16 protein-coding genes and 1 tRNA gene are annotated in these 14,693 nt (G+C 65.7%); 16 read left to right on the forward strand and 1 reads right to left on the reverse strand.

Features of this window, described 5'->3' with window-relative positions:
* Positions 1–63: 63 nt before the first annotated feature.
* The 10 genes from ftsE to A6A05_RS11110 all read left to right on the forward strand — a co-directional run bounded on the left by ftsE (position 64) and on the right by A6A05_RS11110 (position 8,876).
* Positions 64–762: a cell division ATP-binding protein FtsE gene (gene ftsE, locus A6A05_RS11065; RefSeq protein ID WP_068500640.1), complete on the forward strand. Its 699-nt coding sequence runs from the start codon at positions 64–66 to the stop codon at positions 760–762.
* Positions 759–1,655 carry a cell division protein FtsX gene (locus A6A05_RS11070; protein ID WP_068500642.1) on the forward strand — a complete coding sequence of 299 codons (897 nt, stop codon included), beginning with the start codon at positions 759–761 and terminating at the stop codon, positions 1,653–1,655. Before ftsE ends, A6A05_RS11070 begins: the two co-directional genes overlap by 4 nt.
* Positions 1,652–2,242, forward strand: a complete 591-nt coding sequence (locus A6A05_RS11075) for a YdcF family protein (RefSeq protein ID WP_068500644.1) — start codon at positions 1,652–1,654, stop codon at positions 2,240–2,242. Before A6A05_RS11070 ends, A6A05_RS11075 begins: the two co-directional genes overlap by 4 nt.
* Positions 2,239–2,958, forward strand: coding sequence for a lysophospholipid acyltransferase family protein (locus A6A05_RS11080; RefSeq protein WP_068500647.1), 720 nt, complete (start codon positions 2,239–2,241; stop codon positions 2,956–2,958). The genes A6A05_RS11075 and A6A05_RS11080 overlap by 4 nt, the downstream gene beginning before the upstream one ends.
* 369 nt (positions 2,959–3,327) lie before the next feature.
* A complete protein-coding gene (locus A6A05_RS11085; protein ID WP_068500650.1) occupies positions 3,328–5,649 on the forward strand; it encodes an adenosylcobalamin-dependent ribonucleoside-diphosphate reductase in 2,322 nt (773 codons plus the stop codon).
* A gap of 4 nt (positions 5,650–5,653) precedes the next feature.
* Complete coding sequence (locus A6A05_RS11090; RefSeq protein WP_068500654.1) at positions 5,654–5,932, forward strand: RNA-binding S4 domain-containing protein; 279 nt, start codon at positions 5,654–5,656, stop codon at positions 5,930–5,932.
* A 59-nt stretch (positions 5,933–5,991) separates the two neighbouring features.
* Entirely contained in the window at positions 5,992–6,732 is a 741-nt protein-coding gene (locus tag A6A05_RS11095) for a TerC family protein (protein WP_068500656.1), read from the forward strand.
* Positions 6,733–6,810: 78 nt separating this feature from the next.
* Entirely contained in the window at positions 6,811–7,143 is a 333-nt protein-coding gene (gene fdxA, locus A6A05_RS11100) for a ferredoxin FdxA (RefSeq protein ID WP_068500658.1), read from the forward strand.
* Positions 7,144–7,485: 342 nt separating this feature from the next.
* Positions 7,486–7,980, forward strand: coding sequence for a CarD family transcriptional regulator (locus A6A05_RS11105; protein WP_068500660.1), 495 nt, complete (start codon positions 7,486–7,488; stop codon positions 7,978–7,980).
* A gap of 95 nt (positions 7,981–8,075) precedes the next feature.
* Entirely contained in the window at positions 8,076–8,876 is an 801-nt protein-coding gene (locus tag A6A05_RS11110) for a hypothetical protein (RefSeq protein ID WP_068500662.1), read from the forward strand.
* A gap of 61 nt (positions 8,877–8,937) precedes the next feature.
* Here the strand turns inward: A6A05_RS11110 and A6A05_RS11115 are convergent, their stop codons facing one another.
* Complete coding sequence (locus A6A05_RS11115; protein WP_068500665.1) at positions 8,938–10,038, reverse strand: hypothetical protein; 1,101 nt, start codon at positions 10,036–10,038, stop codon at positions 8,938–8,940.
* Positions 10,039–10,309: 271 nt separating this feature from the next.
* Between A6A05_RS11115 and A6A05_RS11120 the strand changes: the two genes are divergently transcribed.
* From A6A05_RS11120 to A6A05_RS11145, 6 genes are all read left to right on the forward strand, one after another.
* Positions 10,310–10,386, forward strand: a tRNA-Arg gene (locus A6A05_RS11120).
* Between the two features lie 78 nt (positions 10,387–10,464).
* Complete coding sequence (locus A6A05_RS11125; protein WP_068500667.1) at positions 10,465–11,187, forward strand: YkgJ family cysteine cluster protein; 723 nt, start codon at positions 10,465–10,467, stop codon at positions 11,185–11,187.
* Positions 11,188–11,297: 110 nt separating this feature from the next.
* Positions 11,298–12,038 (forward strand): heme ABC transporter permease, encoded by a 741-nt coding sequence (locus A6A05_RS11130; protein WP_068500671.1) that lies wholly within the window; start codon positions 11,298–11,300, stop codon positions 12,036–12,038.
* 2 nt (positions 12,039–12,040) lie between these two features.
* Entirely contained in the window at positions 12,041–12,259 is a 219-nt protein-coding gene (gene ccmD, locus A6A05_RS11135) for a heme exporter protein CcmD (RefSeq protein WP_068500673.1), read from the forward strand.
* The gene (gene ccmE, locus A6A05_RS11140) at positions 12,256–12,708 is read left to right on the forward strand and encodes a cytochrome c maturation protein CcmE (RefSeq protein WP_068500675.1); all 453 of its coding nucleotides are present in this window, start codon (positions 12,256–12,258) and stop codon (positions 12,706–12,708) included. The genes ccmD and ccmE overlap by 4 nt, the downstream gene beginning before the upstream one ends.
* Positions 12,705–14,690: a heme lyase CcmF/NrfE family subunit gene (locus A6A05_RS11145; protein WP_068500678.1), complete on the forward strand. Its 1,986-nt coding sequence runs from the start codon at positions 12,705–12,707 to the stop codon at positions 14,688–14,690. Before ccmE ends, A6A05_RS11145 begins: the two co-directional genes overlap by 4 nt.
* Positions 14,691–14,693: the final 3 nt, after the last annotated feature.

Here is a 14,693-nt window from a genome sequence, read left to right on the forward strand (position 1 = left end):
AAGCGCCCTGGACGAAGCCGCGCGCGCCATGGCATCCTCCGGCTTCGTCGGGAGAGGCAGACTGTGCGGCACCGTCCACGGGGGCAACATATCATCCGGTTCGAAGGCGTCGGACTGCGCTACGGCCTGGGGCCGGAAGTGCTGCAGGACGTCGATTTCGCCTTGCCGGCCGGATCGTTCCACTTTTTGACCGGCGCGTCGGGCGCCGGCAAGTCGTCGCTGCTGCGCCTGATGTATCTGGGGCTGCGTCCCAGCCGTGGCCGCGTCACCTTGTTTGACAAGGACATCGCCCTGACCCGGCGTTATGAATTGCCGGCGCTCAGGCGCCGGATCGGCGTGGTGTTCCAGGATTTCCGCCTGCTCGACCATCTCTCGACGCTGGACAATGTGGCGCTTCCGTTGCGGGTGCGCGGCGTCAAGGAATCCGAGGTGCAAAAGCACGTCCCCGAATTGCTGTCCTGGGTCGGGCTGGCCGATCAGATGCATTCGAAGCCGCCGACCCTGTCGGGCGGCCAGAAGCAGCGCGTCGCCATCGCCCGGGCGGTGATCGGCCGCCCCGACCTGCTGCTGGCCGACGAGCCGACCGGCAATGTCGACGACCACATCGCCATGCGCCTGTTGCACCTGTTCGAGGAACTGAACAAGCTGGGGACGACGGTGGTGATCGCCACCCACAACCAGTTTCTGGTCGACCGCTTCTCGCAGCATTCGCGCCTGCATATCGAACGCGGCACCGTGGTCGAACCCGAGGACGAAGCATGAGCCTGCTGTCGCGCCGCTCGGACCTGCCGCTCAAGGGCGACCCCAACAGCCGCTTCCTGCCCTGGCTGGTGGCGCTGATGGTCTATCTGTCGTCGATCGCCGTGGCCTGCGTGCTGGTGCTGGCCGGCCTGGTCGAACGCTGGGACCACGACGTGTCGGGCACCCTGACCGTGCAGGTCCAGCCGGTCCCCGGCGAAGCCGGCGAATTGCTGACCGACGACCGGGTGCGCCAGGCCGCCGACCTGATGCGGCGCACCCCGGGCGTGACCGCCGTCCGGCCGCTCGACAAGCGCCAGACCCTGGCGCTGTTGGAGCCGTGGCTGGGCTCGGCCGAGTTGGTCAAGGACCTGCCGCTGCCGCGCCTGATCGACGTGTCGATCGATACGGCGGTGCGTCTGGACCTGGGCGGGCTGGCCGACCGGCTGGGCAAGTCGGTGCCGGGAGCGACCATCGACGATCATCGGGTGTGGCTGTCGCGGCTGATCAACCTGTCGCGGACCACCGAATGGGTGGCCATCGCCATCCTGGTGCTGATCGGCTTCGTCACCTCGGCCACCGTGGTCTATGCCACCAAGACCGGCATGAGCGTGCATCGCAGCGTGATCGAGGTGCTGCACCTGATCGGCGCCCACGACGATTATATCGCCCGTCAGTTCGCCGACCGCGCCTTCTCGCTGGGCTTTTCGGGCGGCATGATCGGCCTGGCCATGGCGGTGCCGACCCTGACCGCCATCGGCTGGGCCGCCAAACGGGTCGAGGGCGGATTCCTGCCGTCGCTGTCTGTGCCCTTGTCCGGCTGGGTGGTGGTCGGCCTGTTGCCGGTGCTGGCGGCGATCCTGGCCATGTATACGGCGCGCCTGACCGTTCACGGCGTGCTGTCCCGGATGCCATGATCCGGGTCGTCGCCCTGCTGCTGACCCTTGCGTGCGCCTGGGCGGCCGGCTTCCTGTGGTTCGTCGCCGTGGCGGTGCCCGAGAGCGTCGAGGACGAAACCACCCGGACCGACGCCATCGTGGTGCTGACCGGCGGGCGCGAGCGGGTCAATACCGGCCTGGCGCTGCTGCAATCCGACATGGCCGGCCAATTGTTCGTCTCGGGCGTACCGCGCGGCGTCGATCTGGCCGACATTCTGCGCCATGCCGGCCCGGGGCAGCATGCCCGGTCCGATCAGGTGGTGCTGGGCCACGCCGCCGAGGACACCGTCGGCAACGCCATCGAGACCGCCGGCTGGGCCGCCGGTCGGCAGGTTTCGTCGGTGCGGCTGGTGACCGGCGCCTACCATATGCCGCGCGCCCTGTTGGAATTCCGCCGCGCCCTGCCCGACGCGATGATCGTGCCGCATCCGGTCTTCCCCGACAGCGTCAAGAGCCGCGAATGGTGGCGCTGGCCGGGGACGGCTTTGCTGTTGGCCACCGAATATGCCAAATATGGCGCCGCCATCGTCCGCCACTGGTTCCTGCCAAGGAAGGCCCTGCCGTGACCGCGTTCCGTTCCGCCCTGTTCTTCGTGCTGCTTCAGACCTGGACCCTGATCCTGGGGACCTTGTACCTGCCCCTGCTGCTGGCCGGCGAGCGGGCGGTCTCGGCGGCGGCCTCGTTCTGGATCCGCGGCGTGTTCATCTTGCTGAAGGTGACCTGCGGCCTGAGCTGGGAAGTGCGCGGCACGGTCCCCCAGGGGGCGGCGCTGGTCGCCTCGAAGCATCAATCGACGCTCGAGACCTTCGCCTTCTTCCTGATGCTCGGCAGCCCGGCGGTGATCTTGAAGAAGGAATTGCTGAAGATTCCGATCTTCGGCTGGTATCTGGGCAAGACCGGGGCGATCGCCATCGACCGCGCAGCCGGCACCAAGGCGCTGAAGGAAATGGTCAAGGGCGCCGAGGCCGCCGCCGCCGCCGGCCGTCCGGTGTTGATCTTCCCCGAGGGGCACCGCATGGATGTCGGCGCCGCCCCCGATTATCATACCGGCATCGCCATGCTGTATGGCGCCCTGGGCCAGGCTTGCGTGCCGGTGGCGCTGAACACCGGCTGCTTCTGGGGACGCGGTTCGTTTGCCAAGAAGCCGGGCCGCGCGATCATCGAGTTCCTAGAGCCGATCCCGGCGGGCATGGACCGTAAGGCCTTCATGGTCGAACTGCAGGCCCGCATCGAAGGGGCCACCGGCCGTTTGGTGGCCGAAGCGGTCGGCATCTCCGCATAGACCCTGTTGTGGTGCTTCCGACGTTCTCATCGGAATGCGGACATCGCAATCACCTCACAATTCCAAAAGTTGGTGTCCTCTTCCTGGCCGCGATCCAGCGGGCCGGCGATTGCCGCCTGTGGATAAGTGTGTGGAAGATGGCTCGGGTCTCCCCCCGAGGTCGCCTGTGGATAAGCGTGGATAAGCCGGTTCCGGCCTGCCGAATCAAGCGCTTGTCCTGTGGAAACAAAAAAAGAACACGGTTCTTGACGACGCCATTCCGCCAAGCCTAGACTGGCGTCGAAACGGGGGTCGAACCCGGTTTCCAATCAGAGCGACAGGACTTCGGAGGCGTCGCCGCCGAAGCGTGGCGGCGTGGAGGACGGGGCGATGACGCAGGTGGCTTCCATTTCCCAGCAGATCTGGGACATGAAGTACCGACTGAAGGGCGCTGACCAGCGTCCTGTGGACAAAACCATCGAGGAAAGCTGGCGCCGCGTCGCCCGCGCCCTGGCCGAGCCCGAGGCCGATCCCGCCTTGTGGGAAGAGCGCTTCTACGATTCCATGAGCGACTTCCAGTTCCTGCCGGCCGGCCGCATCCTGTCGGGCGCCGGCTCGGACCGCCGCGTCACCTTGTTCAATTGCTTCGTCATGGGCGACATCCCCGACGACATGAGCGGCATCTTCGAGCATCTGAAGGAAGCCGCGCTGACCATGCAGCAGGGCGGCGGCATCGGCTATGATTTCTCGCCGCTTCGGCCCAAGGGCGCGCCGGTCAAGGGGGTCGGCGCCGACGCCTCGGGGCCGTTGTCGTTCATGGATGTGTGGGACGCCATGTGCCGCACCATTATGAGCGCCGGGTCGCGCCGCGGCGCCATGATGGCGACCATGCGCTGCGACCACCCGGACATCGAAGCCTTCATCGACGCCAAGCAGGAACCCGGCCGGCTGCGCATGTTCAACCTGTCGGTGCTGGTCACCGACGCCTTCATGGACGCGGTCAAGACCGACCAATCGTGGGAGCTGACCTTCAACGGCACGGTCTATCGCTCGATGCCGGCGCGTGCGCTGTGGGACAAGATCATGCGGGCGACCTATGCCTATGCCGAGCCGGGCGTGATCTTCATCGACCGCATCAACCGCATGAACAACCTTCATTATTGCGAGACCATCCACGCCACCAACCCGTGCGGCGAACAGCCTTTGCCGGCCTATGGCGTCTGCCTGCTGGGGTCGGTCAACCTGGCCCGGCTGGTGGACAAGCCGTTCGAGGACGGCGCCCGGCTGAACATGGCGCGGCTGAAGGACATCGTCCGCGTCGCCGTGCGCATGATGGACAATGTCATCGAAGTCTCGGGCTTCCCGCTGGAAGCCCACCGGACCGAGGCGCGGTCCAAGCGCCGCATCGGCCTAGGCATCACCGGGCTGGCCGATGCGCTGATCATGTGCGGGGCCCGTTATGGCGGCCGCGAGGCGATCCGCCTGACCGAGCAATGGATGGCCGCCATCCGCCGCGAGGCCTATCTCGCCTCGGCCGACCTGGCCGCCGAGAAAGGCGCCTTCCCGCTGTACGACCGCGATGCCTATCTGGCCGGCGAGACGGTCAAGGAACTGGACGACGACGTGCGGGCCGCCATCGCCGAAAAGGGCATCCGCAACGCGCTTTTGACCTCGATCGCGCCGACCGGCACCATTTCGCTGTTCGCCGACAATGTGTCGTCGGGGCTCGAGCCGGTGTTCTCGTTCACCTATACACGCTCGGTGCTGCAGCCCGACGGCTCGCGCCGCGAGGAAGAGGTCAGCGACTACGCCTATCGCCTGTTCCGCCGCATGAAGGGCGACGGCGCGCCGTTGCCCTCGGCCTTCGTCGATGCCCAGCGCCTGACGCCGTCCGAGCATGTGGTGATGCAGGCGGCGGTGCAGAAATACATCGACAGCTCGATCTCGAAGACCATCAACGTGCCGGAAAGCATCGGCTTCGAGGCGTTCCGCGACGTCTATGAACAGGCCTATGAACTGGGCTGCAAGGGCTGCACCACCTATCGCCCCAACGACATCACCGGCGCGGTGCTCGAGGTCAAGACCGACAGCCGGACCCAGGCCCCGGTCGACGAGCCGCAATTGCCGCTGGAAAAGCCCACCCCACGGCCCGAGGACCATCTGGAGGCCGGCGCGGTGATCCATCTGACCCGCCCGCTGGATCGGCCCGAGGATCTGCCCGGCAAGACCTACAAGGTCCGCTGGCCGGAAAGCGAGCACGCCATGTACATCACCATCAACGATGTCATCCAAGACAGCCGGCGCCGCCCGTTCGAGGTGTTCATCAACTCGAAGAACATGGAGCATTACGCCTGGACGGTGGCGCTGACCCGGATGATCTCGGCGGTGTTCCGCCGGGGCGGCGACGTCGCCTTCGTGGTCGAGGAACTGAAGGCGGTGTTCGACCCGCGCGGCGGCCAATGGGTCGGCGGTCGCTATGTGCCGTCGCTGCTGGCGGCGATCGGCGAGGTGATCGAGCGCCACATGATCGATATCGGCTTCATCGCCGATCCCAAGGCCGCCCGCGAGCCGCCCGAGGCCCGCGACGACCGCAAGGTGGTCAATCTGGACAGCAGCCGCCTGCGCCACTGCCCGAAATGCAATCAACCGGCCCTGATCCGGTCGGAAGGCTGCGACACCTGCACCTCGTGCGGCTATTCCAAGTGCGGGTAAAAGGGTGGCGGACGGACTGCGTCTCGACAAGTGGCTGTGGTTCGCCCGCTTCTTCAAGACCCGCGGCCTGGCCCAGAAGGCGATCGAGGACGGGTTGGTGACCGTGGGCGGCCGAGCCGTCGGCAAGGTCGCCCAAGCGGTCAGGGTCGGCGATGTGGTGTGTTTCCCGGCCGGACGCCGTTTCCGCCAGGTGCAAGTCGTCGCCCTGGGGGGGCGTCGCGGGCCGGCCGCCGAGGCGCAAGGCCTTTATGCCGACGAGGTTTTTGTCGAGCTTCCCCTTTAATCCTCGGCAAATTCACTTACACTGCGGCCCACTGCTTTCACCCCGGGGACATCACCGACATGGAATGGCTTGCCGATCCGCAAATCTGGATCAGTCTGGCGACGCTTGCCGCGCTGGAAATCGTATTGGGCATCGACAATCTGGTCTTTCTGACCATTCTGTCCGACCGCCTGCCCGAAGCGCAGCGCCCTACCGCCCGCCGCGCCGGCCTGGCCTTCGCCCTGTTGACCAGGCTGGCCCTGCTGGGCTCGCTGTCGTGGATCATCGGCCTGACCGAGCCGGTCTTCTCGATCTGGGAGCGGGCGGTGTCGTGGCGCGACATCATCCTGATCGGCGGCGGATTGTTCCTGCTGGCCAAGGCCACCCACGAAATCCACGGCTCGCTGGAAGGCGAGGACGAGGGCGAGGCCGGAGCCGGCAAGGTGGTCGCCGCCGGCTTCGTCACCACCATCATCCAGATCGGCATCCTGGACATCGTGTTCTCGCTGGATTCGGTCATCACCGCCGTCGGCATGGTCGATGAACTGGAGGTGATGGTCGCCGCGGTCGTCATCGCCATGGTGGTGATGCTGTTCGCCGCCGGCCCGCTGGCCGGCTTCGTGTCGAAGCACCCCACCGTCAAGATGCTGGCCTTGTCCTTCCTGCTGCTGGTCGGCACGGCGCTGATCGCCGACGGCCTGGGCTACCATATTCCCAAGGGTTACTTGTACTTCTCGATGGGCTTCTCGGTTCTGGTCGAGGCGCTCAACCTGATCGCCAGGCGCCGCCGCCAGGCGGTCAAGCTGCGAAACTCGCTGTAAAGACCTCAGCCCGGCCGGGGTTGAGCCTCGGGCCGGGCTGTGCTATGTGCCAGCTATCAGGTTCAAGGGAGTGGTGTTATGGCCTATGTGGTGACCGAGAACTGCATCAAGTGCAAGTTCCAGGATTGCGTCGAAGTGTGCCCGGTGGATTGCTTCTATGAGGGCGAGAACTTCCTGGTGATCAACCCGGACGAATGCATCGATTGCGGCGTCTGCGAGCCGGAATGCCCGGCCGAGGCGATCTTCCCGGACAGCGACCCCAAGACCGCCGACTGGACCGAGACCAATCGCAAGTTCGCGAGCATCTGGCCCAACATCACCAAGAAGGGCGACGCCCCCGCCGACGCCCAGGATTGGAATGGCAAGCCCGGCAAGGCCTCGATGCTGTCGGACAAGCCCGGCCAGTCCTGATCGGTTCGCCGTCACGCCTGCCAATCTTGGTTGGCAGCAATGCAGAAATGGCCCGGCTCACCGCAAGGTGGCCGGGCTTTTTCACTGTCATTCGATCGTCCCATCGTGCTATAAGAGCCAGTCCGCCGCATCAGGCTCGGTGGAACGCGAAGCTCGGCGAACACGGGCTTTTTTTTTGATGGTGCGAGCCTACGGGCGGCCTGCCGCCCCTTAAACGGTAACAACTGAAGTCTAAACCTTCCGCCCGCCCTTTGGCCGAGGCCGGAGTCCCTGCCGTCATCGGCAAGGATTCGGGCAAGGGGGCCTGCGTTTCGCGGGTGGACATTCCGAGGAATTGAACAGATGTCGAGCATGTCTTTCGCCGAAGGTGACTACGTGGTGTACCCGACCCATGGAGTGGGTCAGGTGGTGGCCATCGAGAACCAGGAGATCGGGGGCCTGAAACTCCAACTGTTCGTCATCACCTTCGATCGCGACCGCATGACGCTGCGGGTGCCGGTGGCCAAGGCCACCAAGTCGGGCCTGCGCAAGCTGTCGTCGCGGACCATCATGGACACCGCCCTGACCACTCTGAAGGGCCGCGCCAAGGTCAAGCGCACCATGTGGAGCCGTCGCGCCCAGGAATACGAGGCCAAGATCAATTCCGGCGATCCCGTTTCCATCGCCGAAGTGGTCCGCGACCTTTACCGCAACGCCAATCAGCCCGATCAGTCCTATAGCGAACGCCAGATCTATGAAGCCGCGCTCGAGCGTCTGGCCTCGGAACTGGCCGCCGTCGAGCGGATCGAGCCGGAAGCCGCCGCCGCCAAGCTGGAGCAGCTGTTGCAAGCGGCCTAATGTGCCGACACGATTGACGGATTCTTCCGTCGCTGTACGATGGACCGGCGGCTGGGGTGCCCCTGCCGCCGGTTTGCTTTTGTGGGGCAGGGCCTTTGTCCGATAACAATGTCTTCGCCAGCTTGCGCGGTTCCGGCCGGGTGTGGGCGGTTGCCGCCATTCACGGCGAGTTGCAGCGGCTGCAATCCCTGCATCGCCGCCTGGCCGACGACATGGCCGCCGGCGATCAGATCGTCTATCTCGGCGATTATCTGGGCTATGGCCCGGCCGTGCGCGACACCATCGATGAATTGCTGCTGTTCCGCCGCGCCTTCCTGGCCCGTCCCGGCGTCGAGGTCGATGACATCGTCTATCTGCGCGGCGCCCAGGAGGAGATGTGGCAGAAGCTGCTGCAATTGCAGTTCGCGCCGGCGCCGCAAGACGTCCTGAAATGGATGATCGAGCATGGGTTGGAGCCGACGCTCGCCTGCTATGGCGGTTCGGTCGAGGAAGGCTTCGCCAACGCCCGCGAGGGCGTTCTGGCCTTGACCCGCTGGACCGGCCAGTTGCGTCAGAACATGCGGACCCATGACGGCCACACCACGCTGATGAGCGTGCTGCGCCACGCCGCCTACACTGACGATAACGGCCTGCTGTTCGTCCATGCCGGCATTGATCCCTCGCGTCCGCTGTCGGCCCAGATGGATGCCTTCTGGTGGGGCTCGACCGCCTTCGAGATGATGGAAGCGCCTTACGGTTCCTATCGTTTGGTGGTGCGCGGATCCGACCGCCGTCGCGGCGGCGTCCGCGTCGGGGCCTTTTCCGCCACCCTGGATGCCGGCTGCGGCTTCGGCGGCCCGCTGACGGCGGCCTGTTTCGGGCCGGGCGGCCAGCTGCTTCATCTGCTGGAAGCGTGACGCGCCTCAATGAAAAAACCCCGGAAGCGGCGCTTCCGGGGTTTTTTGTAAGCGAAACGTCTTAGCGGACGAAAACCTGGACCTCGCCGGTCTGGGTCGAGGCGCTGGCGCTTTGCGACACGCGGATGCGGCTGGCCGGCAGACCCATCTGGGTCAGCGAGCGAACCACCTGCTCGGCGTTGCGTCGGGCCGAGCTCTGGCCGAGGGCGGCACCGCCCGGGGTCGAGCCGGCCGGCGACACCGCGACGACATCGAAGGACGCGCCGGGGCGGCGATCCATGGCGCTCTTGACCGCGGTGTAAAGGGCGCTTTCATACGACACGTTGGGCCGGTCGAAGCGGATGGTGACCAGCGGCGCATCCGAGCCGACAGCGGCACGGGGCGCGGCCATCGGGGCGTCATAGGACATCGGAGCCATGGCGGACGGGCCGCGACCCGACAGAGCCGAGCTGTAAAGCTGGCCGTTCTTGATGGCCACCGCCAGCATGTTGAGGTTCTGGCGCTCGTTGGCGACATAGGCCTGCTGGCGGTTGATGTCGTCCGACAGTTCGGTCAGCAGACGCTCGACCAGAACGACGGTGCGGTTGGTCTCGTCTTCCAGGATGCGCAGCTGGCGATGGTCTTCGTCGACGGCGCCGGACAGCTGGCGGGCGGCCCGCACCGATTCCAGCAGATAGGCGGCCAGGGCCGACGAGTTGGTGACCTCATTGGCCAGGCGGGTCATCTTCAGGACGTCTTCGTTGATGCGGTCCAGCTCGCCCTGCGAGGCGTTCCATTGCTGGTTCAGGATCGGGTTGCCCGGGGTGGTGCCGACCTGCAGGCGCGCGTTGATGGCGGCGATGGTGCCGTGGAAGCGCTGCGAGTCCTGGACGGTGTCGGTGCGGATGGCCTGCAGCGACTGGTTATGCCGGCTCAGCATGCCTTGCAGCTGGGTCAGGTCGCTCCGCAGTCCGGTGACCTTGTGTCCGACGAAGGTGCCGGTGGCGACGCCATTGGTGACGCCCGGTGCTTCGAAGCTCGAGGATCCCAGCATCGGCGGGGCGCCCACCTCGGCCTGCGGGGCCGGAGCGCTCGTCGGGAACAGAGTATCCTCGGCGAACGAACATCCGCCGGCAAGGAGAACCGCGCACAAGGCAGCGGCATGGGTCGTCTTCAGGGCCATTTGGACTGCTTACCTTTTAGTCGCCAGTTCGGATAAACCCGACGGGTCCACAGACAAGTGTTTGAAATAGGGAAAAGACTTGCCCCCCGCAATCGTCGCGGATTTTACGCAAACAGCAACGCCCCTACAAGCCGTATTCGTACCACAGACTTGGGTTATGTGCAGTTTTTCGCCCCATATTTGGTGATGCAAAAGGGGGCTTGCATCCCCCTGGGGCTTTGTGTATGGTCCGCGCCTCTCCAGCCGGCAACGGTTCGGAGGGAAGTGCGAAGCGCCCGTAGCTCAATTGGATAGAGCACCAGACTACGAATCTGGGGGCTGGAGGTTCGAGTCCTTCCGGGCGCGCCATTTCCCAAGATCGAAGCCCCGCCTGTCGCGGGGCTTTTGTTCTTTTGGGGGTCCTTCAGGCAGCGCGGGTATCTGGCCATGTTTACGCCGACCGACGATTTCCTGTCCCATGCCTGTGCTGCCGAGTTGGCGGCTTTGGGGCCGAAGCCCTCCGTCGAAGCCGCTTGCGCTGCCCTGGATCGGGTGTTCGCCCTGGCCGAGCAAAGTTGGCAGGTTCGGCGGACCTGCCTGGATTACATCCGTTCGGCTCCGCCGCCAGCCTGTAAGGCGGGCTGTGGCTGGTGTTGCCACCAGCAGGTCGGGGTCACGCCGGTCGAGGCGATTCGGGTCGCCTGCTATGTGAAGGACCTTCCCGCCGACCAGAAGGAACAGATGGCTGCCGCCATTCGCGACGGCAGCCTTACGACCGCCAAGATGAATCCGGCCCAGCGGGTCGCGGCGCGGGTGCCGTGCGTCTTTCTGGGGGTGGACGGCAATTGTCGGATCTATCCGGTTCGGCCGCTCCGCTGCCGCGGGCTTTATTCGGTGGATGTAGAGTTCTGCATCGCTTCGCTGGAAGACCCGGCGGGAATGCGGGCGAAGCTGGAAAGCGGGCTGTTGCGGCCGGTCTATCTGTCGCTGCCCGAATTCATCTTCGGATCGGCGCTTTCGGGGGTACTCAAGGCCTCCGGTCGATTGAAATGGGCGGCGGTTTCCCTGGAACTGACCGCGGCCGTCGCCGCCCTTCTGGCCGATCCTCGTCTGGCGGCACGATGGCTGGCCGGCGGCCGTCCCGATCGATCGATCCAGTCGCGCGCCTGACCTTCGTCAAACCCATTCTGGCCGGCTCGTGGAATCCTTCGCCCTGTCGCCCGTGCCTTACGGATTCTTAATATGGATTCCAATGCGCATCGGCGTTAAGAGAATGGACCATGCATCGCTTCGCCAACCCCGCCCGTTTTCTTCGCCTGTCCGCCCTGATCCAGCCCTGGGCCGCCGCCATCGCCGTGGCCTGCCTGGCTGGCGGGCTTTACTTCGCCCTTTTCGCCTCGCCGGCCGATTACCAGCAGGGCGAGACGGTGCGCATCATGTATATCCATGTGCCCTCGGCGTGGATGGGGCTGTTCTGCTATACCGCCATGGCGGTGTTTTCGGCCATGGCCTTGATCTGGAAGCATCCGCTGGCCGATCTGATGGCCCGGGCCTCGGCTCCGGTCGGCGCCGCCTTCACCTTCATCTGCCTGGTCACCGGCGCCCTGTGGGGCAAGCCGATGTGGGGCACCTGGTGGGTGTGGGATGCGCGCCTCACCAGCATGCTGATCCTGCTGTTCCTTTATCTCGGCTATATGGCCCTGGCCGACGCCTTCGACGATCCCGAGCGCGGCCAGAAGGCTGCCGCCATCCTGGCCCTTGTCGGCGTCGTCAACGTCCCCATCATCAAGTGGTCGGTGGATTGGTGGAACACCCTGCACCAGCCGGCCAGCGTGGTGAAGATGGGCGGGCCGTCCATCGATTCCACCATGATGGTGCCGTTGATCCTGATGGCGGTGGGTTTCAAGGCCTATTGGGTGCTGGTGCTGATCTTGAGGACCCGGGCCGAGATCGCCGCGGCCAAGGTGCGGACCCTGCGCATGGCCCAGATTCATGCCGCCGGCCAGGTGGAGCAAGCGTGACCATGGAAAGCCTGTCGTCCTTTTTCGCCATGGGGGGCTATGCCGGCTATGTCTGGCCGTCCTATGGCCTGGCCTTCGTGCTGATGGTGGCCGTGCTGGTGACCTCGGCTCGCGGCGTCAAGACTGCCGAGCGCGAGCTCGAGCAAATGCAAAGCCTGCGACCGGGCCGGCGCCGCCGCGCCCAGCAAGCCGCATCCGTGACCGAGGTTCCCGAGACATGACCCGTAAGCGTCGTCGCCTGTATTTCGTCGTCCTCGGCCTGCTGGCGGTGGGCACCGCCGCGGCGCTGGTCCTGTCGGCGCTGCGCCAGGACATCGTGTTCTTCTTCAGCCCGTCGGAAATCGTCGAGGCCAAGGTGCCGACCGAGGGCCGCCGCATCCGCCTGGGCGGTTTGGTGGAACAAGGCTCGGTGGTCAAGGACGGCGCCAGCGTCAAATTCCGCGTCACCGACGGCGCCCATGTGGTGCCGGTGGTCTATGCCGGCCTGCTGCCCGATTTGTTCCGCGAGGGCCAAGGCGTGGTGACCGAGGGCAAGCTGGGCAAGGATGGCGTGTTCCAGGCCGCCGAGGTGCTGGCCAAGCACGACGAGAATTACATGCCGAAGGAAGTCGCCGATTCCTTGAAGAAGTCCGGCCATTGGCAGGACGAAAAGAAGGTGGACAAGCCATGATCGCCGAGATCGGCCATTTCGCTCTGATCCTGGCCCTGGCCGTCGCGCTGATCCAGGCGGTGATCCCGCTGGTGGGCGCCAGCCGCGGCAACGCCACCTGGATGGGGCTGGCAGGTCCCGCCTCGGTGGCGCAGATGCTGCTGGTCGGCATCGCCTTCGCCGCCCTGACCCATGCCTATATGACTTCGGACTTCTCGGTCCTGAACGTCGCCCAGAACAGCCACACCGACAAGCCTATGCTTTATAAGGTGACCGGCGTGTGGGGCAACCACGAGGGTTCGCTGTTGCTGTGGATCACCATCCTGGCCCTGTTCGGCCTGGCGGTGACCCTGTTCGGCGCCAACCTGCCGCCCGGCCTGAAGGCGCGCGCGCTGGCGGTGCAGGCGATGATCACCGTGGGCTTCTTGCTGTTCATCTTGCTGACGTCTAATCCGTTCGAGCGGCTGGACCCGCCGCCGATGAACGGATCGGGGCTCAATCCCCTGCTGCAGGATCCGGGCCTGGCCTTCCATCCGCCGTTTCTTTATCTGGGTTATGTCGGCTTCTCGATGGCATTCTCGTTCGCCATCGCCGCCCTGATCGAGGGCAAGGTCGATGCCGCCTGGGCCCGGTGGGTCCGCCCCTGGACCCTGGCCGCCTGGATATTCCTGACGCTGGGCATCGCCTTGGGCTCGTGGTGGGCCTATTACGAATTGGGCTGGGGCGGCTGGTGGTACTGGGACCCGGTGGAAAACGCCTCGTTCATGCCGTGGCTGGCCGGCACCGCTTTGCTGCATTCGGCCGTCGTGGTGGAAAAGCGCGATTCCTTGAAAAGCTGGACCATCCTTTTGGCCATCGTCGCCTTCGGCCTGTCGCTGCTGGGCACCTTCCTGGTCCGCTCGGGCGTCATCACCTCGGTTCATGCCTTCGCCACCGACCCGGCGCGCGGCGTGTTCATCCTGGGCCTGCTGATCTTCGCCGTCGGCGGCTCGTTCACTCTTTATGCGGTGCGCGCACCTTCCTTGAAGACCGGCGGCCTGTTCGCCCCGGTCAGCCGCGAGGGCGCGCTGCTGCTGAACAACGTGCTGATGGCCACCGGCGCCGGTACCGTGCTGCTGGGCACGCTGTATCCGCTGTTCGCCGACGCCTTGGATTTGGGCAAGGTCTCGGTGGGGCCGCCCTTCTTCAATTCGGTGTTCCTGCCCTTGATGGTGCCGATGGTGCTGGCCATGGCCGCGGGGCCCTTGCTGTCGTGGAAGCGCGGCGATCTGGCCGGCGTGCTGTCGCGCCTGTCGGTGGCCGCCGTCGCGGCGCTGGCGGTGGCCTTGGCCACCTGGCTGTGGCAGGGCGGCTCGGCCGGGCCGTGGTGGGCGGCCGGCGGCATGGCCCTGGCGGTGTGGCTGCTGGGCGGCACCATCGTCGAGTGGGCCGAACGCATCCGCCTGTTCCGCGCCCCCTTGGCCGAATCGCTGGAGCGCATGGGCAAGCTGCCGCGGTCCAGTTGGGGCATGACCATCACCCATTCCGGTCTGGCCCTGCTGATCATCGGCATGACCGCCTCGTCGGCGTGGAAGCTGGAATCGGTGCAGACCCAGAAGCTGGGCGAGACCATCACCGTCGCCGGCTATGCCTTCACCCTGACCCAGGTCGAGGATATCAACGGCGCCAATTACCTGGCGACCCAGGGCACCTTCAAGGTGACCAAGGATGGACAGGACTTCGCCATCCTGCAGCCGGAAAAGCGGGTCTATCGCCAACCGCCGCGCCCGACCACCGAGGCGGCCATCGTCTCGACCATCCTGGGCGACGTCTATGCGGTGATCGGTGATGCGGTTCCCGAAGGCGGCTGGGTGACCCGGCTTTACTTCAACCCGCTGGTGCCGTGGATGTGGGCCGGCTGCCTGGTCATGGTGCTGGGCGGCCTGATGTCGCTGTCCGACCGTCGTCACCGGATCGGCGCGCCGACCCGGGCGCGCGCCGCCGTGCAAGCGGCCAAGGCCTAGGGG

Origin of the sequence: Magnetospirillum moscoviense, from assembly GCF_001650635.1 — a bacterium.
Taxonomy (GTDB): Bacteria; Pseudomonadota; Alphaproteobacteria; order Rhodospirillales; family Magnetospirillaceae; genus Magnetospirillum; species Magnetospirillum moscoviense.

Excerpts from the sequence above, each read along its gene's own strand:
- ccmE (WP_068500675.1), top strand. The coding sequence starts at position 12,256 with ATGACCCGTAAGCGTCGTCGCCTGTATTTCGTCGTCCTCGGCCTGCTG.
- A6A05_RS11085 (WP_068500650.1), top strand. The coding sequence starts at position 3,328 with ATGACGCAGGTGGCTTCCATTTCCCAGCAGATCTGGGACATGAAGTAC.
- ccmD (WP_068500673.1), top strand. The coding sequence starts at position 12,041 with ATGGAAAGCCTGTCGTCCTTTTTCGCCATGGGGGGCTATGCCGGCTAT.
- A6A05_RS11075 (WP_068500644.1), top strand. The coding sequence starts at position 1,652 with ATGATCCGGGTCGTCGCCCTGCTGCTGACCCTTGCGTGCGCCTGGGCG.
- A6A05_RS11070 (WP_068500642.1), top strand. The coding sequence starts at position 759 with ATGAGCCTGCTGTCGCGCCGCTCGGACCTGCCGCTCAAGGGCGACCCC.
- A6A05_RS11095 (WP_068500656.1), top strand. The coding sequence starts at position 5,992 with ATGGAATGGCTTGCCGATCCGCAAATCTGGATCAGTCTGGCGACGCTT.
- A6A05_RS11125 (WP_068500667.1), top strand. The coding sequence starts at position 10,465 with ATGTTTACGCCGACCGACGATTTCCTGTCCCATGCCTGTGCTGCCGAG.
- fdxA (WP_068500658.1), top strand. The coding sequence starts at position 6,811 with ATGGCCTATGTGGTGACCGAGAACTGCATCAAGTGCAAGTTCCAGGAT.
- A6A05_RS11105 (WP_068500660.1), top strand. The coding sequence starts at position 7,486 with ATGTCGAGCATGTCTTTCGCCGAAGGTGACTACGTGGTGTACCCGACC.
- A6A05_RS11145 (WP_068500678.1), top strand. The coding sequence starts at position 12,705 with ATGATCGCCGAGATCGGCCATTTCGCTCTGATCCTGGCCCTGGCCGTC.
- A6A05_RS11130 (WP_068500671.1), top strand. The coding sequence starts at position 11,298 with ATGCATCGCTTCGCCAACCCCGCCCGTTTTCTTCGCCTGTCCGCCCTG.
- A6A05_RS11115 (WP_068500665.1), bottom strand. The coding sequence starts at position 10,038 with ATGGCCCTGAAGACGACCCATGCCGCTGCCTTGTGCGCGGTTCTCCTT.